A 23,831-nucleotide genomic window follows, 5' to 3' on the forward strand; every position below is an offset into this window, starting at 1 on the left:
GATATCGAATTTAGTAAAAGCAATTCTATATGGTTTATTTTAAATTTTGTTTTATATCAACTGGCTACATTATTTTCTCATTATAATTATACGTAAATGCCGATCTTGGCATGTGTATTGCTACCTAAGCTGTAAACCTATTTTTTATTAAGACTTAATTGTCTTGTTTATTAATAATAAGTTCATGAGGTTTTCCATGCAGGAGCAATTAAAGTACTACATTAATCACAGCCGTTTTAAGCAGAAACCTACGGCGAACCTTGCCTCTTTTTCGCAAGCTGAATTACATAAAGCGTGGCAATTTCACCGCTCAATTCCTGAGTATGCACCAACACCGCTCTATCATTTACCTGCACTCGCCAAGTCATTAAATGTCGGACAGATTTACTTAAAAGATGAGTCTCAACGCTTTGGCCTCAAGGCATTTAAGGCATTAGGTGGCGCCTATGCAATGGCCTGCCATATCGCCGAAGAGTTGGGGAAAGATATCTCTGAGCTTCCTTATAACGTAATGGTCAGCAATGAGGTTAGAGAACAATTAAATGGCATTACTTTTGCCACCACGACGGATGGCAATCATGGGCGAGGCGTGGCGTGGATGGCACGTCAACTTAAACAAAAATCAGTAGTTTATATGCCTAAAGGTTCTTCCCATGAACGCTTAGATGCCATCTTGAATGAAGGTGCGACCGCAGAAATTGTAGATATGAATTATGACGATGCGGTACGTATGACAGCCGAAATGGCAAGAAAATATGGCTGGGTGGTGGTGCAAGATACCGCTTGGGCTGGCTATGAAAAGATCCCGCAGTGGATTATGCAAGGCTACAGCACGTTAATGTTTGAAGCTTTGTCACAGTTACATGAAGTGAAACCGACTCACGTTTTTGTTCAAGCTGGTGTTGGCTCATTTGCTGGCATGGTGCAGGGGATGTTAACGGCGCTTTATGGAGAGGATAGACCGAAAGTGATTATTGCTGAAGCTCAAATTGCGGATTGCCTTTACCGTTCAGCGGTTGCTGAAAATGAAGAAGCGATCTCTGTTGGGGGCGATCTACAAACAGTTATGGCTGGGCTGGCATGTGGTGAAGCCAATATTGCAGGTTGGCAATTATTACGAGACTACGCCGATGCTTTCTTTTCTTGCCCTGACTTTGTCGCAACGCGAGGGATGCGGATATTAGGTAACCCATTACCGACTGACCCTCCGATTGTTTCGGGTGAATCTGGTGCTGTCACTACAGGGTTACTTTCTATTTTAATGCAGTCCCAAAATTATGCTGATGTGCGCAACAGGCTGGAACTGAATGAAAATTCACGCATTTTGCTTATCAGTACTGAGGGCGACACGGATATTCAACGTTATCGGGATATTGTTTGGGATGGTGAGTTCCCAAGCTTTGGCCAATTTTAATCGGGGTGAAAAATATGTTTTCAGAAAATCGTCTTAACGAAGTCATCAAGAATTGTCAGGCTTTAGTTCGTGAAAAAAGTTACTCCGGTGAAGAGGGCAATGTTGTCCGTGTTATTAAATCCATGATGGAAGATTATGAATTTGATGATATTCATGTTGATAGATACGGCAATATCATTGGTGGAATTGTAGGGAAATACCCTGGAAAAACGCTGGTTTTTGATGGACACATCGATACGGTTCCAGTCGATGAAAGCCAATGGACGCAAGACCCATTTGGCGGAGAAATTAATGACGGCAAAATTTATGGTCGTGGTACGACCGATATGAAAGGTGCAGTTGCTGCCATGATTTCAGCCATTGGTTTTTTCGGCCAAGACTATCTGCGTGAGTTTGCTGGGAAAATTTATGTTTCCTGCATCGTACATGAGGAATGTTTTGAAGGTGTAGCGGCACGCCTAGTCACTGAAAAGTATCATCCTGATTATGTGGTTATCGGCGAGGCTTCTGAGCTTAACCTGAAAATTGGCCAACGTGGTCGCGCAGAGGTGGTGGTAGAAACATTTGGTAAGCCAGCTCACTCCGCAAACCCGCAAGCGGGTATTAACGCGGTTTATAAAATGGCGGCATTGGTTGAAAAAATTAGAACATTAACTCCGCCTGTTCACCCCGTTCTTGGTTTAGGGATCCTTGAATTAACGGATATTAAATCTTCACCATATCCCGGCGCATCGGTTGTCCCTGAATATTGCCGCGCGACTTATGACCGTAGGTTATTGGTTGGTGAAAGCAAAGATAGCGTAATTGAACCTATCCAAAAAGTGTTGGAAGAAATGATTCAGTTGGACCCCGAATTTAAAGCGCGGGTGTCTTATGCCTATGGTACGGAATCTTGCTATACCGGTAGTACCATTGAAGGAGAGCGTTTCTTTCCCGGTTGGGTGTTAGATGAATCGGATGAATTTGTGCAGTGTGTTTTATCGGGACTCAAAAAAGTCGGTATTAACCCAACCATTACCCAATATTCATTTTGTACCAACGGTAGCCACTATGCGGGGGAAGCCAATATTCCTACGATTGGCTTTGGGCCTTCCAGAGAAAATCTGGCTCACACCATTGATGAATATATCGAAATTGGACAATTAACAGGCTCAGTCAAAGGCTACTACAGCATAATTTCTAGTATTTACAATAATAACAAATAGTTATCTTTTGATGCCTTAGTGACTACTAAGGCATTGATAAAGGAAGAGAACAATGAAAACACTATTTAAAAATGCCACCATCATTGACGGTACAGGAGAAAGTCAGTATCACAGCGACTTACTTGTTAATGAAGGTAAAATTATTCAAATCGGCGATATTAGCGCCAACACTCAGGACCAGGTTATTGATGCAACCGGTAAAATCATTTGTCCCGGTTTTATTGATACGCACACTCACTCTGATTTATCGGTGTTATTAAACCCCGCAGTTTCCGCAAAAATTCGCCAAGGGATCACGACTGAGCTGTTGGGGCAAGACGGCGTTGCATTGGCACCTTTGCCTGAACAATATATTTCCGCGTGGCGTAAAAATATTGCTGGCCTCGATGGTGACTCTGATGAGATTGACTGGCACTTCAAAAATACAGCGGGATATCTCAACATGTTAGAGGCGCGAGGAAGCGCTACGAACCTCGCTTATCTTGTTCCCCACGGTAATATCCGTATGGAAGCCATGGGATTAGATGGTAAGGCATCGACGCAGGAAGATGTCGCCAAAATGTGCCAGATTCTTGAGCGAGAGTTACAAGCAGGGGCCTATGGGCTATCTACAGGCCTTATCTATATGCCTTGTGCTTTTGGCGATACCGCTGAGATCACCGAACTTTGCAAAGTGACAGCCAAATATAATGGGATTTTTGTGGTTCATCAGCGCAGTGAAGCGGATGACATCATTCAGTCGACTCAAGAACTTATTGATATTGCTCATGCATCCGGAGTTTGGCTACATATTTCTCATATGAAGGTCTGTGGTAAGAAAAACTGGTCACTGATCGATGAAATGCTATCGATGCTTGAACAAGCACAGCAAGAAGGAATACGCATCTCTTTCGACCAATATCCTTATGTTGCTGGTAGCACCATGTTAGGGGTGATTTTACCGCCGTGGGTGCATGCAGGTGGTACGGAAAAGCTACTCGAACGCCTGAAATCTTCTGAATTACGCCAACGTATGATTGACGATATCGAAAAAGGGATCCCTGGGTGGGATAACTTCATTGATTTCGCTGGGTTAGATCAAATCTTCATTACCAGTGTGAAGCAACAGAAAAACCAAGATGCAGTAGGTTTAAACTTAGTTCAACTTGGAGAGTTACGTGGTAAAGACCCTTATAACGCCACTTTTGACCTGTTATATGAGGAAGATAACGCTGTTGGAATGGTGGATTTTTATGGGACAGAAGAGCACGTGATTAAATTTTTGTGCCGCCCAGAGCAGAATGTTTGTACGGATGGCTTAATGGGGGCAGGTAAGCCTCATCCCCGTGTTTTTGGAGCATTTCCTCGAGTACTTGGGAAGTATGTACGCGAAGAAGCTTGTTTAACTTGGGAAGCAGCGATTCGCAAAATGACCGGCAAACCAGCAGAGGTTTTGGGATTAACCAATAGGGGATTACTTAAAGAGGGTTACCAAGCCGATATCGTAATGTTAGACCCACATACCATTACAGACAAAGGTACTTTTGTTGAACCAAATCAATACCCTGAAGGTATTGAGCTTGTGATGGTTAATGGTCGAATTGCGCTGTTTAATCACATTGAAAGTTATGCCTGCAGTGGACAAGTTTTACGGAAAGGAACGCTGAGTTGATCAATCAATAATAGCTGCAACACAGTCTCTTTTTCGCTGTGTTGTGACATAAAAATCGTTGGAGATAGTTATGTTTGACACAATTATTAGAAATGGGCATTTAGTTCTTGAAGAGGGTACGGTTCGCGCCGATTTGGCAATTAAAAAAGGCAAAATTGCTGCTTTACTTGGCCCTGATGAGCCCGCTGAATGCCAAAAAGAAATTGATGCGCAAGGCCGATTAGTTCTACCCGGTTTAATTGATGCGCATATGCACACACAGGCTCCATTTCAAGGGATTTCCCCGCAACTTACCTTTTATCAGCAAAGTATTTGCGCCGCATTTGCGGGTGTCACAACCTATATGGATTTTACCAATACTTGGAAAGGCTCAAGTGTTCTTCAGGCGCTAGATGACCGTATTGAGGAAATGACTGAGTCTGCGATTGATTTTAGTGTACATGGCAAATTTGTTGAAGCTAACGAGCAGTTATTAGATGAAATTCCACTTCTTGCGGCAAAAGGGTGCCCAACATTTAAATTATTTATGACTTACCGTAAAGAAGGTGTGATGGCAGATGATATGACTCTGATGCAGGTCTTTAAACGTGCAAAAGAAAATAACTGTATGCCATTGATCCATGCGGAAAGTAATGCGATAGCAGAAACCGCGGTGGATGAGTGCATCAAAAATAACACCCTAACTTGGCGTGACTTTGCCAATAGTAAGCCCGTTATTTGTGAAACAGAAGCCTTTGGCCGCGTGGCTAAACTCGCTGAATCAGTTGGTGTTCCTCTTCTGATTGTTCATACCACAAATGGTCCTTGTCTAAACATTGCACAACAAGCACAAGAGCGAGGCCAAAAACTGTATATCGAAACGGGCCCTCACTATTTAACGCTGTTCGATGAACTCTATGATGATATTGAAAATGGGCATCTGGCCATTTGTTCGCCTCCACTGCGCACTCGTAAAGAGCGGGATGAACTTTGGGATGGCATTAAGAACGGTACGATCACCTTGATTGGTTCCGATGATTGCACTTTCACTCGTGAGGAAAAGGAAAAGGCTTTACAGCGCGATGCCAATGGCAAAATTATCCCCGATTTTACTAAGGTGGTGAATGGGTTATCTGGCCTCGAAATCCGTTTTAATTTGATGGTAACCGAAGGTGTAGAGAACGGAAAAATCACTATGAACCAAGCGGTTGCACTATGTAGCACTAACATTGCGAAAACCATGGGATGTTATCCACAAAAAGGGACGCTATTACCTGGAGCTGATGCTGACATTGTCATTTTTGATCCGAATGAGGAATGGGTTATTTCAGCCAATAACTTACACAGTGGTGCTGGCTATAGCCTACATGAAGGATATAAAGCGAAAGGAAAAGTTAAAACAACCCTTTTACGTGGCGAAATCATTATGGATAACAACACCTTTATGGGAAGTAAAGGCCAAGGGAAATTTATTAAACGTACTTTGAAATTAAACTAAAACGACAATAAATATGAGGCTAGACTCATGAATAATGGACAAAATATTTCACAGGAATTGCTTGCTAAAGCCAATCAGGAATTGCTACCTACACAGGAAAAAGACAGAACGTTAAAGACGCGCGACTTGCTGGTGCTTTGTTCATCGATGGTGATCAACGTTGTGGGGTTGGTGATCCCCGCTCAAGTACTTTTAAGAGGAGGATATTCCCCTATTGAAGTGTTAATTGCTTGTTTTTTCGGTTTTTTATTAGTCACCGTGTTAATTACGTTAACTGGTGATATCGGTACACGTTACGGTGTTCCTTTCACCATTTTTATTCGCGACTGCTTAGGAAAACAAGGGGCTAAAATTGGTGCGATATGTCGAGCCATCGTCTGTTTAACATGGTGCGGTGTGATTTTATTTTTAGGGACACAGGCGATTAATGCGATTATCGAAATTGTCACTGGGGTTTCCATGTTTTGGGTGATATTCATCACTTATGCATCCTTACAGCTATTCAATGCAAGCCGTAACGTAGACAGTATGAGTAAGTTTGGCACATTGGCAGTCCCCATTTTGGCATGCGGATTGGTGTCATTGGTTGCTTGGTTATTACAAGAACACCAAATTTCTTTACCCGATATTGTGACGGCTTCTCCATTAGAAGGAACCGGGTTCAGCTTTATTACTGTTATTGCTATATTTAGTGGAGGATGGTTATCTGAAGCTCTAAATGGCAGTGACTTAACCAGAAAGCTAAAATTACCTGAAAACAGTGCCTCAAGTAGCTTCTTTGCTCGTAATAAACGCACTATCTTTTGTTTTGGGCTTGGGTTTGTTGGTACAGGCTTATTGCTCACCCTTGCAGGGTTGATTAGTGCTTATCTGACGAAAAGCGATAACCCTATTGGGATGCTACAAATTGCTTTTGCTGATAACGCAACCATATTAATTATTAGCTGTATTATCATTGTATTTGCACAATGGACCGTCAATACCTGTGCGAATATTTTTCCCGCAACATTAATTATGCTTAATTTCTTCCCTAAATTAACTTTCGCAAAAGCGACATGGCTAGTTGGGTTGATTAGTATTTTAATGATGCCATGGTTATTATTAAGCTACCTTGATTATGTGCAAATGATTTTCTCTGCAATACTCGCTCCCATATTGGCGATTATGCTAGTACATTATTACCTTATTCGTAAATGTCATCTTAATTTAGAAAACCTGTACAGCGATGATATTCCTAACTGGCGAAAACCGGGTATTACTGCGCTAGTGATTGGGTTGGTATCAGGTATGATAGGTTATAATTTTGCATTCTTTATTGCATTTCCGATTACAGCAATTATTTATTATCTACTAGCAAAGAAAGCCAATATTTAAAAATAGTAATAAAATAAAGCCAAATTTTAATTATTCAAATATTAGCCATTTAACTAAGTGGGGCACTAACGCTATCTGAATATTGATTATCTATATAATAAATTTAAACTTGTTTTTATAATTTATTTATTATCCTAGAAATAAGTATGATGAATGCTAAAAAGGCGTCTATATTTTAGACGCCTTTAACAATGAAGATATTTAATTAACGTTGGCTATCAAAGTAATTCGATATTTGTTTAAGATTGGCACCAGTTGCAAGGGCGAGTTGTAAGAGAATGCGAGACTTTTGTGGGTTTAAAAAGCCAGACCCGATAGCAAATGATTTACTACTCACATAGCCAGAGCCTGTTCGGGTTGCCATCACAACAGGAATACCTTTGTCACTGAGCTGCTTAATTGCCTCCTCCATGTTACTTGAGACATTTCCATTACCACTTCCCGCAACAATAATCCCTTTGGCTCCGTTATTGATAGCGGCATGAAGCATAGCTGGGGTCTGGTCTTGGTAGGCATAAATAATTTCAACATTAGGGAGTTTATCTACCTTACTAACATCGAAAAAAGTACGGTCAACAGGCTGTGCAGGGGTATAGTAGAATTTGGGTTTTCCACTGACAAAGACTCCAAGATAGCCAGGTTCATAAGATTTAAATGCATCAGGAGTGGTTGAGTTTGCTTTGGTGGTATAAAAAGCAGAACCAATGCGGTCGTTTAAAACTACCATGACTCCGCGATTTTCAGCTTTCTTATCCGCAGCAAGTACGACGCTTTCAAGCAGATTCATTGGGCCATCTGCACTGATAGCGGTTGCTGGTCTCATTGCTCCGACAATAACGATAGGCTGTTTATTTTGGGTGGTTAACTCTAAGAAGAACGCTGTTTCTTCAATTGTATCCGTCCCATGGGTGATAACGACGCCTTGTTGTTTTCCTTCATTCAGTAAATGATTAACACGTTTACTGAGATTTAATAGGATCTCGCTGCTAATATTGCCGCTGATGGTGTTAGAAATCTGTTCTCCTTTGACGATAGCAACATCGTTGATTTCTGGCACGGCATTGATTAACACATTAATACCCAGTGAGCCCGCTTTATAGTCGGTGGTATCAAGGTTGGATTTGGAGCTTCCTGCGATGGTCCCCCCAGTGGCTAAAATAGTTACGTTGGGTTTAATGGCATCAGCTGCGAGTGAAACAGAGGTATATAAGATCAGGCTAGAAAGTAGTGTATTTAATAATGTCTTTTTCATCATATTTCCTTAAAAAAACCTTATAACATCATCAGCTATAAGGTTTCATAATTGGCTTATATTGATTTGCTGTTTTTATACGGATAAACGTTGTAGTAACCCTGTAAAGATTGAAAAACCAGTGAATAGCTGTTCTTCATCGATATCAAATTTGGCTTGATGGTGGCCAGCTTTGATATCAGATCCAATCACAAAATAAGCGGCCTTTCCGCCATGAGCTTGTACGCGTTTAATCAACAGTGTGGCATCATCACTGCCATTAAAATTCATGGTGCGCTGTACTTTTTTTACGGCTGGAATGGTTTGGGCTACTTCGGTGATATAGTCAGTCATTTCATCGTCAGGAATGAAATCAACGGCTTCCCCCATGACCTCAGTTTCGAGTTCAACATCAAAGCTGAGTGCTACACCACGTGCACGTCTTAAGGCTTCTTCGGTCATGTAATTGTTAATTTTTTCATTTTCGCCACGTACTTCAATTTGCATTTGTGCGTATGAAGGGATCACATTACGGCCTTCTCCTGCATTTAATACCCCGACATTAGCGCGGGTCATTCCTTCACCGTGGGTAGGTAGGCTTAAAATCTGGATAGTCGCGTTACAAGCGGCGAGTAATGCATTTTTTCCGGCATGTGGCTCCATACCTGCGTGTGCGGCTTTACCTTTAAAACGTAGATCCATTTTTAATGTCGAAAGGTAACGTTCCGGTGCGGCTACAATCACTCCACTTGGGATATCACAGCCAAGATGCCCGCAAGCAAAGTAATCAACATCATCTAGAATGCCACTTTCGGCGATAGGTTTTGCTCCGCGTACACCTTCTTCAGCTGGCTGGAAAATGAGTTTAATAACACCTTTTAGTGAACTATTTTTATTTTCCATCAACCATTTTGCGACACCGAGGCCGATAGCCATGTGCCCATCATGGCCACAAGCATGCATATAGCCTTGATTAGTAGAGTTAAATCCTTCTTGATTTGGAATGTGCTCTGCCGTATCGGTTTCTTGTACATTGACACAATCAATATCAAAACGAAATGCGATAGTGGGCCCCGGTCGTCCGGTATCAAAGATTGCTGCACATCCTGTGTAGTCGCCGATCCTTTCGAGTAGCGCATCATCGACTCCACGTTCTTTGGCTGCGTGCTTGGCTTTTTCAACAATGGATGGATTGCGCCCACGAATAAAATCAGGGTTGATGATCTGCTCCCCTGTTAATACGTGGTGCCCCATTTCTTCAAGTATTTTAATTAAGGTCGCCGTGGTATAAAACTCCCCCCAACCCGTTTCTGGGTAACGGTGGAATTGACGTCGCCACGTAACTAATGAGGCATTATCTATTGTAGTCATTTTTATTTTCCTTTTAATAACCCATTCTACGCATACAGAAAATATGCATAAATTAACGTTGCTATCGTGCCTACCGCTAAAGGTACAGAGGTTCTTTTCACTACTTCAACAGGACTCACTTTGATAACCGATGCGACAATAATGACGACAGCTGAGACTGGAGAGATTGCTCGAACTAAGTTAGACGTAAATTGCATTGGAAGAGCAACCATAATTGGATCAACATGGGCTTGATTCGCTATAGATGGAATTAATTCAATGAAAGAATAAAATACCGCATTACCACTACCGCTAATAAAGGTGATTAATGCTGTTAAGCCGGAGAAAATAAACATTAATCCAACGCCTGCATTATTCACGTTTTTGACCACGCCCGAAATCATATCGATGATGCCAATAGCATTAAGGCCAGCAACAAGCGTACCTGCGGCAACAATCAGAACAACAACTTGAGAAAAGCCTTCACCCATGCCTTTAAAAAAGAGCCCAGCTTGAACCATTTGTTCTTTTGGATTGCCTTTACGGATAAGTTCAGTGGCAAATGCAAGAATAAAAGAGAAGAGTGTGATTTCAACAAGCCCCACTTTGATTTCTCGAAAACAGAGTCCTAAAACGATAATTAGAATAAGTGGAACGAGCGGAAATAAGGCGTAGTAGGCAGGGGGTAGTTCTTTATTACCTTCGAGTTTACTTTCATCAACTTCAGTAAATGCGGATGCACCTTGGCGCTTATCCATATACTTTTGCCAAAAATAGTGTGCAAATCCCATTAATAATAAAACAGGAAGTGAGACAACAGCATGGTGTAACGTGACGTAGTCGACAACATGTTCAAAACCCAGTAATCGAGCCGCAACAACATTATCACCCCCTAGTGGTGTTGGCATAATTGTCGCCGTAGTTGCAATAATACCTGCCGCTGTCATTGATGACATTTTGGCAGCTCTTAATATTGGATATAAGGTCGCCATTAAAATAACGGCTAATGAAGCTGCGCTGGGGATCACTAATGATAGTAAGTTTCCTAACCAAAAAACGATTGGAACTAGGATATAAGGAGAACGAATTTTTGAAATAGGTTTTGCGACTAAATGAACGGCTGCATCGTTTGCACCAATGCGTGACATATAAGAAGAAAAACCAAATAGGACCATGATTATGATCCCTGCGCCACCAAACTGTTTTATAAACCCTAGCTGTATTTGTTTTAGTGGATCAAGCCAAATATTCCCTGTACTTTGTTTTATATCTAAAATGGGCATCCCTAACATTGCTGCGCTGAGCATCAGCGCAATACCAGCAGTGAACAATACAATCTTTGCTTCGTAGTTCTTCGCAATTGCATAACCCGCCAGTATCAACACTATTACACTGATAAATATAACAGTCATAGCTGCCTCTCATTATTATTTCTTTATTGGAAGTATCTTCATAAGAAGATATGTCAATATTAGTAATTCGCTTTTTAATATCAATCAAAAAACGTACTATAATTGATTTTTATCATGAACAATTACTTTTCTTTCACCTTAAATCTAATCCAACTTGTATCTTCTTATGAAGTATCTTAATGTGAAGATATATTTTTATTGAAATGGTGGTAAAAGTTCAATGACGATGAGAAAAGTATCTTTAGTGGGTATCACACTAGCGCTAAGTGCCGCTTTTTTATGGGGTACTGCGGGGACGGCTCAAAGCTTTGTACAGGGTGCAACAGCACCTTACTGGATTGGTGCATTTAGATTACTTGTTGCGTGTTTATTCTTCCATTTGTTGTTTTTTTATCGTGGTGCAAGCCGCCAATCACTAAAAATAAATGAGCGACAGCAAAGCGAAAATTCTTCGAATAGGTCAAGGAGATATTGGCGATATATTACTATCGCAGGTATTTGTATGGGATTATATAACTTAACGTTTTTTGCAGGTATAAAGGCGACAGGGATTGCCATTGGTACAGCAACAACTATTGGTAGCGCACCTATTTGGGCTGGCTTAATGCAGGCGATTCTTCTCAAGAAATCCCCATCTTTACTTTGGTGGCTTGGAACTTTTTGTGCGACGGCTGGAGGGACATGGATGGTTCTTTCTCAAAGTAGCAGTTGGCAAATCAATACGGGGGGCTTACTTATTTGTTTAAGTGCTGGCTTTTGCTATGCACTTTATACGTTGATGAGTAAGAAATTGGTTAGCATTGATTCTCCATTAACCATTACTAAGCATACATTCAGTATTGCTATATTTATCGCGGTTCCAATTGCTTGGATACTAGCGGGAACGCCAACTGTCAGTTGGGTGAGCATTGCAGTCATATTTTATCTTGGATTATTAACAACTGGAGTGGCTTATCTTTTATATACTCAAGCTTTGAAACATATTAGTGCTCCAACAGGAGTGGCATTGGGTTTAATTGAACCAATTGTGGCATTTTTCCTGGCGATCGTTGTTGCCCATGAAAATGTTAATATGTTTGCTATAGTAGGGCTATGTTTGATTTTGGCTGGGTTATGGTTAGTTTTAAAGTCTGAGGGACGGGTCAGTAAAAAACCTAACTAAAGTGATTAAGGCAAAATGAAGACAGCTCAATGTGAGCTGCACCCTGAGGTTTATTCCAACTTTGGGGTTTTTTATTAAGCCCCATTTTTTTCGTTGAGCTCAGATTTTTGTGATTGAATAAGTTTTTTCAGTAGCATTGCGAGTTGATCTTTATTTTCGTCATCTAATCCTTGAACTAATGATTTTTCAATCGCGACGTGAGTTTCCACAGCTTCAAGGGTTAGCTTTCGTCCCTCTGGTGTTATTTTTACAATCACACCACGTCTATCCGCAGGATCTGGAATTCTAACAATAAATTTCTTTTCTTCTAATCGATTAATTCGGTTAGATAACCCACCGGAGGAAATAAGGATTTTTTTTTGAAGTTCTTTTGGTGAAAGCTGACGATCAGGATTCCTAGCAAGTGCTGCTAGTACCTCAAACTCACCCACATTTAGATTATAACGAGCGAGATTGGCATCAATAAATTGAGAAATATAATGGCTCATGCGTACTATGCGGGCGATAATAGGCAAACCACTCAAGTCTAATGTAGGGACGGTTTCCAGCCACTCTTGTATTAGTGTATCAACAAAGTCTTTATCTGACATTTTTTTGATTTCTTTCATGACTAAAATCCAGTATTGAGCTTATTTGTATACTAAGTCTGAATCAACCTAACTCTTTATATTTTCAATATAAGTTTATCATGAAAAAGGAGCATTTCACACACTTACCCCTATTCAGAGTATTGAACTAATCGGAGTGTCAGCAGAAACTCAATTTTTACATTTGACTTAATATAAGATTTTTCGATTGCATGTTCTTTTTATAATTTAGCATTGGTAGCTATGTATTGTCACATTTGAATCGGTAATACATACCTATGATTGGCTTTTTATTACATTAGTGGGTACCGTCCGGTTCAGGCGAGTTTATATCGTTAGGACTTTTAATTCTAAACTCAAATTATATCATGTGGTTGCTGGTTTTTTCGCTAAATTTGCCAAATGGTTTAGCTTGCAGATATACCTTTGGTGAAGTGAGAGTGCCACATCGAGTACCAGCAATGCACTGGTTATTCACTTTGCGGTGCTAGTGGATTTCAAGTTTTCTATCGGGTTAGAAATATTATTGAAATGAAAAGGTTACAGCTTATTAATATTCATAAAAGCAGCGTATTCTATTTAAAAATACGCTGCTAAACTACCAAGTTAGTGAATTGGGTTCGAAGGCTTTGATTAACTAATTAAATGCAATAATGACGACTGCATTTCCTGTGTAATATCCAGGCGTTACCGTTCCTGATGCATGCAATTCAGAAGTGAATGTAAATGAATTCGCCGCATTGTTTCCAGAAATATTCATGTTCGCGCCATTCCAGCCATTTTGATTATTAATTAATGGATTTGAATAAAAGTTAGAAGTCGAATTTAAATATACATAACGCTCACCCGTGGTTGAGCGAGCAAATAAGTTGATATTTGTCGCCTGTGTACAAGTGATATTGCCAGAAACTGAGTTTGTTTTACCATTTAAACTCGTGTTACTGAGCGCCCCGTGATTAACAAAAGAAGGCAAAGAAATACTACATGTTTGATTTGTAGGTGGAATTTTACCACAAACGCTACCTGGCCATTGGATTGCATTCCTAACTCCCGGGGTTGGTTTATGGTTGACATAAAATAACCCAATACAAGTTGCATTTGGGCTATCAATGACAAACGATGCACGATAAGGAATTCCTTTTGCATTACGAAACGCCGCAGCGACTTCTTCCGCTGTTCGATACTGGTTAATTCGAATGCAGTTACCATAATCTAAGCAAGAGCCACTCAACGACGGCGCACCAGATGCATACAGAACATCAGGGCCTACCCAGCATTCTGTTGACCCATAACAAGGGTTAGTGACACCACTTGCTTCACTCCAAGAAAGAATGTCCATCTCAACACGAGGCCAGGCTCCAGAGGTCATACTCACAGGCATTACATACGCAATCGCATTGGCTGGGCGAGAAGGAAATAGAGACGCTAATGCGATGATTAATAATAAAATACTCAAACGGCTTGTATTTAACATTCCGTATATTTTTGCTTTTTTCGCATACATAATGATTTACTCATAATCTAATTTGAACGTGGCACTCGCAGCCCATGAACCGAGCACAATTGATTTATTTTGCAATGCAACTGGCTCAGCTCTCACATACGCTTGAAATCTTAGGTCATTATTATTTCCGGTATATAACCCTTGGGTATAACTGCCACTATTAATTTTGATTGCCGCACCGGAAATACTTTCAATACCAACAGCCACGCCAGTTGCTTGGCTTCCTGCATCTAATGCCAATAAACCAGGTAAAGCTGAACTTTCTGCGCCAATAAATGTGACTTTCACTTCATGGCCTAATGCTAAATCGCAATTGATTAAGCGAATGGTAAAAGGTTGGCTATTTGTTTGAGTATTTAGATACAGGTATTTATCCACTATCGTACCGAAATCTAATTCAATCGATTCGTCGCCCGGATAAACGTCACAAGCATCTTCAATTAGCGTGCCATCAAACTCCACATCTGCAGAAAAAGCCGCAGTGGCACCCAAAAACCATAAGCTAAAGGCAAAGCTCATATTACGTTTAATATTCATAGTTATGACTGCCGCCTCCTATTCAAAAATAATGGTTAACGTGCCTGATGCAGTAAAATTATCCCCTACAAGTTCGCTTCCTGAACGCATGACAGGAACGGCTGAAAGGGATGGTAATGAAGCCGCATTAATCAAAAAGGCTTCATTCAATGGTTGAGGTTGGCCATTTTTTTGAATTTGAATTCCTAATTTGCCATTATTCAACGGTGTCACTGTTCTTAATGTCGCATTATCAAATCCACTTCCTGCAGGTGTTCCTCCGAATATCAAGCTGATATCCCACGGTTGTGTCATATCGCCAACACAATTTAATTGAAAAGGAATAGATTGCTTGAAGGCGGTACCGTTGATTTTTCGTACACCCACTTTACCGAATGAAACTTTTATTGGGTCGTCATGGCTTAATTGGCAAACAGGAGGAATAATTAGCGTGCCATCAAATGCCCAATTTGCTTGCGCTGAAGATATGGACATCACCATTATAAATCCTGCCATCCAATGCTTAATTTGATTGTTATTCCACATAATCATTCTCACTGATACTCAATTTTCAGTGTTGCCAGTGCTGTAAAAAATCCGCCATCGGTATTCGTAAAATTGGCATTACTGTTTTTTACTGGGGCAACCTCTAAGGTTGGCAGCGCTGTATATAACACATTGAAAGGCTGGTTAATAACTTGCTTAGCATTGTTCACATAAAAGGAAAGACCGAGTTTTGGGTTACTCGTTTTCAATGCGCCATTGCTATTAAATGATGTTCCATCGCCGACAAGCGTGAGCTTTATAGCGTTTTTCGCTAGATTTGTGCAACTGAGTCTCATCGGTACAGCACGCTTGTATTGAACTCCATCAATACGTGGAAGCAATATATCGCCAAAATGTATAGTTTCTTGTTGGTTGTTATTCAAAATGCACTCGGGCGGTGTCACCAATAATCGACCTTTTAGCTGGATACCAAGTGTTGCTGCTTGGCTTTGGCTAAACAGGCTAAGCATCATGCAGACCGAGAGAAGATAACGGAATAATTTCATTGATATCATCCTATTGGTAATCCAATACCATCGTGAGATTGCCCGTAAAATCCCCACCTGATGTTAAGTTTACCCCTGTAGGTTTAACGGGGACGGCATACAAAGCAGGCGAATTCCCATAATTAAAATTGAGTGTTGCGCCATTGCTGAGTCGGGTTCCATCACGGTAAATGGCAATACCTAAATTCGGGAGATTGGTCGTCACGGATGACTCACCATTAATTTGCCTATCAGTCCATCTCAGCGTCATCTTTAATGTATTCTTATATAAGCCATTACATATCAAGTTGTAATTGATAGGTGAGCGCCCATAAGCACCGTCAATCTTTGCCTGATGTATATCGCCAAAATCTACAGAAGTCGTTGTTGCACCGCCAAGGGTACATTCCGGCTCACCGTATACCGTCACACGAATTTGGATATTAGTGCTGAGATTTGCAGCGATAGCTTTGTAAGAAAAGCTGAGTGAAATCAGAGCACCAAAGAGAATTACCCCAACTAGGACAAGTGCTTTAAAGCATATCGTAAGAAAATAAGCTCCTCTCATCTCCATGCCCCTATTCATAACTTACCTGGAATCTAATTAACGCCTGATAAGCTCCAGTATTTAGTTGAGCAGAGGTACGTACTGGCGTTACATAGTAAGTTAATTGGTTTTGCCCAGGTGAAACCAATTGTGGTGTACTGTACTCACCTAAGTTAATTGGTGAACGCGCTGCATCACTTAATTGCAGGCCAATCCCCTGAACACCGATAACAGCTGCCAAGCGCGGGTCTTGGGTATCTATAGGAGCCAAAAAGCGGATCTTCATTGACGGCATTTGTTGGCTCCACAAAAGATTCCCCTGTGGAGTGCGGCTGCGACTTTCACCACTTAGACAATCTTCTAAACGCAGTTCAATCGCAACAGGGTTACCAGTTTGCCCAACATGCTGAAGCTGTCCTGTACCCACAGTACCTAAATTAATAGTTTGATATGCTGATGACATTGCTAAACGACAAGCACTTTCCGTCAAAGCTCCATGGACATATAGCGTGCCATGTGAACCATCTACATCCCAGCTATCAACTTTATTTAGGGCTGTTCCCATCGCCATGCTACTGAATAAATTCAGCGCTAAACTTCCTAAGCCCACATAACGGAGCATCCTGCTTGTGTTTGCCATGATATTCTCCTGCTATCTCATCGCGCATTTCAGATCAGTCTATTTTTTTTCAGGTACCACATGGCAGCTATTTCCCTGACATGTAAACGACAGTGTTGGGCGACCACCATAATCATTGATATAGGTCAGCACAGGTTTATTACCTAATGCGTCTGCACTGACGTTCAGTGCTTTGCTGCTTTTGGGGGCAACCATTACGGGCTCAAACCCTGCGACTGTCTGTCCATTTTTGTTGGGGACAGCATCGACAAAAGAAACGTAATAGGCAGTTGGGTTATTAATCGTATACTGGTTACCCTGACGCGTAAGAGTCACTTTTTCCTGCCATGGGTTATCCATTTGTTCACGTGTTGGAATGATTGATTTTGGTCGATAAAACAATTTAATACGTGTCTGTAATGCCAGTTGCAGCGTATTGGGTTTATCACTTTTCGGTGGAATCTCACGCAAATTAAAGTAATACACGGATTCTCTGTCTTGCGGCAGAGAAGCGGCACTTGGCAGAGCTTGGATTTTGATTTGGCTTTTTGCCCCCGGCTCAACACGCTGTACCGGTGGCAATACCGTAAATGGGTCGCTTATTTTTTCACCTTTCTCATTTTCCACCCAACCTTGAGCGAGATAAGGTAATTGTTTGTTTTCGTTGCTGATGTTTAAACTGATCGATTTTTCGTCTCCCGTAATAATCGCTCGAGTTCTGTCTAAGGCAACTGCCGCTTGAGCAGAAGATAGCGTTGTTGAAATCAACACAACACCAGCCAATGCGAATACTGCTTTATGGGCGTTTTTTTTGTTCATCAATTTGTTTTTCATCATGTTATTCATCATATTGTTATCTTCTATGGTTAAGGAGCACTCATCGCTCTTTGCGTACCACTCATTTTTATTATTTTTGTAACCAGCGGCTTGACTCCTTTGGCGCTGTTCTTTCAACAACAGGCACAACGAGTTCTGATGCTCTCGGCATTGCTTCTAATGCACGACTCGCTGATTGTGTTTTTATGGTCGCTGGCGATGCGGCTTTTGCTCCCGGTTTGTGGCACGGTAATAACCAGCTTGCCTGTAAATATTCATCTTCTGGCAAGGTATCAGGGAGTGTGATTTCACACTGCACTTGGTCATCCCAACGAACTTGCAAGGTATCTTTTGCGTTTAAACCAGTGAGATAGGTATTTCCATCATCACCCACCATACCGACTTGCTGACCACGACCATTTAAGACAATTGCCCCGAAAGGTGGTGTGCTATTGTCCGACAGCCTTAACAACGCCATCGCACTGTTTCCTGCGACAACATCAAATTGACGGTAGCCAATTGCTCCTTCCGTTAAAGTGCCTTGCTTTATAGATTGAGACACTTGCGCTTCATCTGGTAATGCATTCAAATCAACGCTAATTTGGTTACGGTAATAGCTATTCACGTCACTAATAACGGCTTGTCCAAAGCGGTTAGTGCGCACAATCGAGCCGTAACCACGTAATGGGATATTAGGTACTCCATCGGTATCAACAAATATGCGAGTACCACCAATTTGGCTACCACGATGCAGTACGGCACCTTTCTCCGTTGCGGTGAAACCACCTTGTAAAGAGAACCCCGCAGATCGATAACGGTCTTGTTGGTACGTTGCGTTCGCGTTGAGCTGTGCTAAGTCTCCCTGATGAGTGTAATAGCCGCTCACAAGTGCACCTGAACGTGCCCATCCGGTACTTAACTGATAGTTATTTCTTTCATCGATGGTGCTGTAGTAACTCACGCGCTGTGAGTTATCATTTTTATCCCAGCTACTGTTATAACTAATGGAACTTTTTTCACCCCAAGGCACTGTGAGTGACGCGTATACGCCATCATCATTGTTTTCACGATAACGATTTCGATATGCCGTCAAGTTGAGGCTAAGATTCTTCCATTTCCCAATATCAAAATAGCGAGCTAACGAAATACTATAGCGGTCGTTATCCGGTTGATCCCAATAGGTTTGATGGTAATAATTGATGAATGCACTTAGCCCTAACTCTGAAAATTGTTGGTTATAAGAGATGGTATACATTTCTTTGCTGTTGTATTGGCGTGCACCCGTTTCCTGCGCATCCAAATACTCAGACATACTCATAAAACCTTGCTCAGAGAATCGATATCCTGCAAATGTCACTTGGCTGTTATAAGTATCAAAACGTTTAGAGTAACTTAAACGATACGAGCTCCCGCGATACGTTTTATTGCCAATATCACCTAAGTTGGTTAAATGCGCCCGAGCATGAGTAATATCGAATGACAATGCGCCGAATACCATTAAGTCACGACCAATCCCTATAGCCGCGGATGCATAGTTTTCTGCACCAATTCCACCACCATACAGTGACCAGCCGTTGTTAACCCCCCAAGAGAATTCGCCACTTGCAAAGGTATCGCCACTAACATGATGGCGCCAATTTGTTGGGCGCCCTGCGGCTAATTTGTAACGCAGTTGCCCCGGGCGTGTTAAATATGGAACACTTGCAGTATTTACAGTGAAAGTCTGTGTTGAGCCGTCTTGTTCTTTAACTTCAACATCGATTTGCCCAGCTAATGCATCATTTAGGTCTTGGATACGGAATGGGCCCGCAGCGACTTGAGTTTGATAGATAATGCGTCCTTGTTGGCTCACGATGACGGTTGCATTACTTTTTGCTACCCCAGTAATTTCTGGTGCGTATCCACGTAGATTAGGTGGTAGCATATTGGTATCGGTAATCAGGCTAAGCCCTGTAAATCTGAAACTATCAAAAATATCAGAGGTTAAATAATCTTCACCTAAGGTGAGTTTTGCGCCTAAGGATTTGATTGCTCGGTAGACATAATAACGAGTCCAATCTAGTGATGTGGTCGTGCTTTGCCCTTGCTGCTTATCAATACGCATTTGCCAGTCAGCACGAACACGCCAAGCACCCAAGTTAACGCCAGCAACCCCATTACCGCTGGTACTGTAGTTGGTTTGTTGTCCTGAGCGGGTTTGTTGGCCCACTTGTGCATTTAAGTTGTAATCAAACAATGCGCCGGGTAATCCTTCTTCCCAGCGTGCAGGAGGATCCCAATTCTCAGCGGTATATTCGAGGTAGGCTTGCGGCAAACTAATATACATAGCCGAAGTTGCAAGGTCGGCTTTAACTTCAGTTCCGGGTAAACTTTCAAGCGATAAACATTGTCCTTCGTGCCACCACTTTAACGTCGACATCAATTCAGGTTTGATACCGAATTTTTCAACTAAAGCAGGGCTCAGGCAAGGGAGGCTTTCATTCGACTCACCTTCAGGTGCATAGTAAAAGACAGTTTCTTCCGGCATGCTTTGCTTGTTTAAGAAAACCGTAAAACTGTATTCACCAGGCATGAGATAGCCTGGACGCGCAAATTGGCTTAGATCAATGTTGTTACGATCATTGACGTCTAGCATATCCATATTAAATTTAATATCGGATGCGTGACCACCAAAGCTAATAGCCAACGCGACTAAAAGCCCTAATCTGCAAGGCCGAGTTATCTGTAACACAGGCGTGTGAATGAAATTCAGGGTCATCATCTCGACCTTCTTTTGCGTTCTTTTATCCGTAATGTCATTTCGCTCACGAAGCTCATCCTACAAAGGGGAGTTTCATTTATAAGAGGAACCGACTATTCATAATCCAGTTTGAAACGTAATTGACTGTAGTATTGGCCTGATGCCAATGGGCGGTTATTCGCCACCAACCGTAGCCGATAGGTGAGATCTTTTGTTCCAGCTGTTAGGGAGCTCACTGACATTCCTTGGCCAGGTATGGCAATTTCACCATCTCCCTCACGTTGAATTTGTAATCCAACACCTTGAGCTTGTCCGTTCACACCAAATAACCCCCTGTCATGGGAGCCATCGAATGTTACGCGAAAGTATTGCCAATTCGGTTTGTCAGGATTTTGGCGTTCAAGAACACAATTCACTAATCGGATAACAAAAGGGCGAGCAGGTCCTTGCCCATCACGGCGAATTTGAGTCAGCGCAATACTTCCCATATCAATAGTTTGATCACGGCTGCCGACATCAATTGCACATGCTGTTTCAATAATGCTTCCATTCATACTCACTGAGCCTTGAGCATATGCAGTTGATACCGCAGTCAACGTGCCTATACTTAAGATCAATGAAAACACTCCACTGGTTATCGAATTATTCATTGCTCCCTCTCTTACACCCAATTCAGTCGGAATGAGCCAACAAATTAATTTGTTGGCTCAAGATGAATTACTCGTAAGACAGAGTGAAATCCGCTACTGAGCTAAAGTCACCGGCAGTGATAGTGTCGATATCGCCACCATTACCTTTTAAGTAAGCAGCGAAATTCAGTGTGTTGTTACCATTTTGAATTTGTTGGAATGGTGCTGCTGTTCCTAAAGTCACCACATTGCCGCTACCATTAGTGATCTGAACACCAGCGCCTGCGCCAGTACCAACAATACCCAGTGTTTTATTGGTATTGTCGAAAGATGCAGCAGCACCACTAAAGGTTAATTGAACACCTTTAGTCAGTTTAGTGATATCACAGTTCTCTAAAGTGATTTCGAATGGACGTGGAGTTGATTTACCGCCATCAACTAATGCCATGTTAGAAATTTGACCTAATTCAACTGTTTGGTCGATTGAGCTAGGAGAGATTGAGCATGGAGCATCGATAATAGCGCCTTTGAACGTTACTTTACCGTGGCCTTGATCTGCTGCGTTTGCTGCAGAAGCTAATCCCAGAGCCATAAAAGTTGCCATTGCAATAGATTTCATTTTCATGAATATAAAGTCCTATGTTTATTGTTAAGTAAAGAATGAGTGTCAGTTTTCATTGCTCATTGCAGACACTCTATTTGCAATGAACTGGAAAAAAGCAAAGCACTAGTATTTGATTTAAAAAATCAAATACTAAAAATGAAATTGAATTGTTAATAATTAAAAAATATATTTAGTCTTCTATTAAAAAAACTTGAATTGGTACTTTAAATAACTCAGATAATTGAGATAAAAAATCAATGTTAATATGGTTAATTCCTGATTCATAACGGGAAATTTGCTGTTGGCTTACGCCAATATATCTCCCTAGTTCCTCAGCAGTTAATTTCATTTCTTTTCTGTGTTTTTTTATTTTTTTTCCTACAATAATATTAAATGTTGGTTTTATTATATTTTCTGACATAAGGTTAAACCTATTTCATAAATTGACTAGATCCAGAAAACCATCCTTCAGCTTTAAAATAACATTCCATATTATGGATATAATTTACTGAGTTATTTTGAAATCCAACACCATCTAATAAACAATTAATATCAATATCAAGCGAGTTCGCAATTTGCTTAATCTGCTCTAGGTGTAGTCGAATAACTCCGCGCTCAATACGTGAAACATGTTGCTGAGAGCATAAAAGTAAATCAGCTAACTCAGAGCCACTTAATCCTTTTGCTCGGCGGGCTTTATATATATTACCCCCGACAATTTCTTTAGGAGATAAGTTAGATTGCATAAAATCTTCCTCACGAAACTGAATGATTTACTAATTTAACTGTTGTCAAAATGCACCAAATTGACAATAGTTGTATATTGTTAGTTAAATATTTCATTAATGAATGAATAATTTTAATTTTGTATTTTATTTTTAAAATTATTAGTTAATTATTCCAAATAAAGCATTTCAGAATATTACAATGTGTAAGTTTGAAGTGGCATGGAGAGTTTGAATGTGTGAAAAAATTAATAAATTCAATGATCTTTTAATAATGGAATGTACTTATTTTTAGTAATGTATACATAGCGTTATTTACACGCTACGTATTTGACGTGTATTTTCATTTAACTTAAGATGCACCTAATTCATTACGTTTGTCAATTTGGTGCATTTTGACAACTCTTTTAGCGCCTTTATCCCACCATATAGCACCTTTCTTACCACACTCCCCGAAATCTTGCAGGGTTACTTGCTGTGTATCGTACGGTATGTTGTATATTCGTATGCCCCAAATAATCCTGAATTAAACGCGTATCGGCACCTCTATCCGCTAATGCATAACCACATGCATGTCGTAACATGTGGGGATGAATACCTAGGGTCAGCTCAGCTAGCTCGCCAAGTCGTGAAAAAAGTTGATAAAAGCGCTGGCGAGTCATGGCAGTCCCTCTTTCAGATAAGAATAACCACTGGCTTTCTTTCCCTTTCCATGTATTTCTAATTTTTAGCCAAGCTTTAATGAGTGGGAGCTCTTCATCAATCAGTGGGTGATTAACTGAAAAACCATTCTTTAAACGGTGTACATAAAGTTCATTACTTTCTAAGTTAAGATCAGATAATTTTAGCGATAGGGCTTCGCTTGCCCTTAGACCATGTATAAAGCACATATAAATTAAGCAAGAATTACGTTCGGGATGTCGCGACAAATGACAAGCAGCTAAAAGTCTAGATATTTCCTGTTGAGTTAAATACTTACGAGTGGACATGAACGTTTCCCTATTTAGTCAAAAAAGGTCAATCATATCTAAATTAATCGACCTAACACATTAATTTTTTTAGATAAATATAATGCCTTTATTCTATGAGTGAAATAAAAAATTATTTATTATCCGCCAAGTCGGTAATTGAAGACTAATTAACTAAAGTTTTATATTTGGTTAATCAATTTTTATTCTGTGTTATAAATGCGAGGGAAAAGGGATTATTTGCCTACGAAACAATACTTAATCGTCGA

23 protein-coding genes are annotated in these 23,831 nt (G+C 40.8%); 6 read left to right on the plus strand and 17 right to left on the minus strand.

From position 1 onward, the window contains the following. The first annotated feature begins 196 nt into the window (after nt 1–196). The 5 genes from dpaL to PSE83_RS13995 all read left to right on the plus strand — a co-directional run bounded on the left by dpaL (nt 197) and on the right by PSE83_RS13995 (nt 7,121). Nucleotides 197–1,414, plus strand: a complete 1,218-nt coding sequence (gene dpaL, locus PSE83_RS13975; protein WP_004259682.1) for a diaminopropionate ammonia-lyase — start codon at nt 197–199, stop codon at nt 1,412–1,414. Between the two features lie 14 nt (nt 1,415–1,428). Beyond that, nucleotides 1,429–2,619 carry a YgeY family selenium metabolism-linked hydrolase gene (locus PSE83_RS13980; protein ID WP_096865085.1) on the plus strand — a complete coding sequence of 397 codons (1,191 nt, stop codon included), beginning with the start codon at nt 1,429–1,431 and terminating at the stop codon, nt 2,617–2,619. 52 nt (nt 2,620–2,671) lie between these two features. Further along, nucleotides 2,672–4,270: an N-acyl-D-amino-acid deacylase family protein gene (locus tag PSE83_RS13985; protein WP_096865084.1), complete on the plus strand. Its 1,599-nt coding sequence runs from the start codon at nt 2,672–2,674 to the stop codon at nt 4,268–4,270. A gap of 70 nt (nt 4,271–4,340) precedes the next feature. Beyond that, nucleotides 4,341–5,747: a dihydropyrimidinase gene (gene hydA / locus PSE83_RS13990; RefSeq protein WP_004259672.1), complete on the plus strand. Its 1,407-nt coding sequence runs from the start codon at nt 4,341–4,343 to the stop codon at nt 5,745–5,747. Between the two features lie 27 nt (nt 5,748–5,774). Continuing rightward, nucleotides 5,775–7,121, plus strand: coding sequence for a cytosine permease (locus tag PSE83_RS13995; RefSeq protein ID WP_004259669.1), 1,347 nt, complete (start codon nt 5,775–5,777; stop codon nt 7,119–7,121). Nucleotides 7,122–7,326: 205 nt separating this feature from the next. Here the strand turns inward: PSE83_RS13995 and PSE83_RS14000 are convergent, their stop codons facing one another. From PSE83_RS14000 to dcuC, 3 genes are all read right to left on the minus strand, one after another. Next, nucleotides 7,327–8,376: an asparaginase gene (locus tag PSE83_RS14000; RefSeq protein ID WP_004259666.1), complete on the minus strand. Its 1,050-nt coding sequence runs from the start codon at nt 8,374–8,376 to the stop codon at nt 7,327–7,329. Between the two features lie 72 nt (nt 8,377–8,448). Continuing rightward, nucleotides 8,449–9,723, minus strand: coding sequence for an amidohydrolase (locus PSE83_RS14005; protein ID WP_004259661.1), 1,275 nt, complete (start codon nt 9,721–9,723; stop codon nt 8,449–8,451). A gap of 26 nt (nt 9,724–9,749) precedes the next feature. Then, nucleotides 9,750–11,114 carry a C4-dicarboxylate transporter DcuC gene (dcuC, locus tag PSE83_RS14010; RefSeq protein WP_004259659.1) on the minus strand — a complete coding sequence of 455 codons (1,365 nt, stop codon included), beginning with the start codon at nt 11,112–11,114 and terminating at the stop codon, nt 9,750–9,752. 220 nt (nt 11,115–11,334) lie between these two features. On the opposite strand from dcuC, the gene PSE83_RS14015 reads away from it, so the two are divergent. Beyond that, entirely contained in the window at nt 11,335–12,276 is a 942-nt protein-coding gene (locus PSE83_RS14015) for a DMT family transporter (protein ID WP_004259656.1), read from the plus strand. Between the two features lie 74 nt (nt 12,277–12,350). Here PSE83_RS14015 and PSE83_RS14020 read toward each other — a convergent pair whose 3' ends face one another. The 14 genes from PSE83_RS14020 to PSE83_RS14085 form a co-directional block, all read right to left on the minus strand. Next, a complete protein-coding gene (locus tag PSE83_RS14020; RefSeq protein WP_004259653.1) occupies nt 12,351–12,884 on the minus strand; it encodes a MarR family winged helix-turn-helix transcriptional regulator in 534 nt (177 codons plus the stop codon). Nucleotides 12,885–13,500: 616 nt separating this feature from the next. Next, nucleotides 13,501–14,367, minus strand: coding sequence for an MrpH family fimbial adhesin (locus tag PSE83_RS14025; protein WP_136135308.1), 867 nt, complete (start codon nt 14,365–14,367; stop codon nt 13,501–13,503). Nucleotides 14,368–14,373: 6 nt separating this feature from the next. After that, nucleotides 14,374–14,904, minus strand: a complete 531-nt coding sequence (locus PSE83_RS14030) for a fimbrial protein (RefSeq protein ID WP_110591110.1) — start codon at nt 14,902–14,904, stop codon at nt 14,374–14,376. An 18-nt stretch (nt 14,905–14,922) separates the two neighbouring features. After that, entirely contained in the window at nt 14,923–15,435 is a 513-nt protein-coding gene (locus PSE83_RS14035; protein ID WP_004259643.1) for a fimbrial protein, read from the minus strand. Nucleotides 15,436–15,437: 2 nt separating this feature from the next. After that, the gene (locus PSE83_RS14040) at nt 15,438–15,935 is read right to left on the minus strand and encodes a fimbrial protein (RefSeq protein ID WP_036958077.1); all 498 of its coding nucleotides are present in this window, start codon (nt 15,933–15,935) and stop codon (nt 15,438–15,440) included. 10 nt (nt 15,936–15,945) lie between these two features. Further along, nucleotides 15,946–16,482 carry a fimbrial protein gene (locus PSE83_RS14045; RefSeq protein ID WP_228677414.1) on the minus strand — a complete coding sequence of 179 codons (537 nt, stop codon included), beginning with the start codon at nt 16,480–16,482 and terminating at the stop codon, nt 15,946–15,948. Between the two features lie 10 nt (nt 16,483–16,492). After that, entirely contained in the window at nt 16,493–17,101 is a 609-nt protein-coding gene (locus PSE83_RS14050) for a fimbrial protein (protein WP_272660938.1), read from the minus strand. Between the two features lie 39 nt (nt 17,102–17,140). Then, entirely contained in the window at nt 17,141–17,914 is a 774-nt protein-coding gene (locus PSE83_RS14055; protein ID WP_409418040.1) for a fimbria/pilus periplasmic chaperone, read from the minus strand. Between the two features lie 73 nt (nt 17,915–17,987). Then, complete coding sequence (locus tag PSE83_RS14060; protein ID WP_004259630.1) at nt 17,988–20,657, minus strand: outer membrane usher protein; 2,670 nt, start codon at nt 20,655–20,657, stop codon at nt 17,988–17,990. Nucleotides 20,658–20,749: 92 nt separating this feature from the next. Then, entirely contained in the window at nt 20,750–21,286 is a 537-nt protein-coding gene (locus PSE83_RS14065; protein WP_004259625.1) for a fimbrial protein, read from the minus strand. Between the two features lie 67 nt (nt 21,287–21,353). Further along, nucleotides 21,354–21,890, minus strand: a complete 537-nt coding sequence (locus PSE83_RS14070) for a fimbrial protein (protein WP_004259621.1) — start codon at nt 21,888–21,890, stop codon at nt 21,354–21,356. A 169-nt stretch (nt 21,891–22,059) separates the two neighbouring features. Continuing rightward, nucleotides 22,060–22,290: a helix-turn-helix domain-containing protein gene (locus PSE83_RS14075; protein WP_210839958.1), complete on the minus strand. Its 231-nt coding sequence runs from the start codon at nt 22,288–22,290 to the stop codon at nt 22,060–22,062. A gap of 10 nt (nt 22,291–22,300) precedes the next feature. Continuing rightward, the gene (locus tag PSE83_RS14080; RefSeq protein WP_004259612.1) at nt 22,301–22,615 is read right to left on the minus strand and encodes a helix-turn-helix domain-containing protein; all 315 of its coding nucleotides are present in this window, start codon (nt 22,613–22,615) and stop codon (nt 22,301–22,303) included. A 419-nt stretch (nt 22,616–23,034) separates the two neighbouring features. Further along, on the minus strand, nt 23,035–23,583 hold the full coding sequence (locus PSE83_RS14085; RefSeq protein WP_071585867.1) for a tyrosine-type DNA invertase: 549 nt from the start codon (nt 23,581–23,583) through the stop codon (nt 23,035–23,037). Nucleotides 23,584–23,831: the final 248 nt, after the last annotated feature.

Source organism: Providencia sp. PROV150 (assembly GCF_028481025.1).
GTDB lineage: Bacteria > Pseudomonadota > Gammaproteobacteria > Enterobacterales > Enterobacteriaceae > Providencia > Providencia hangzhouensis.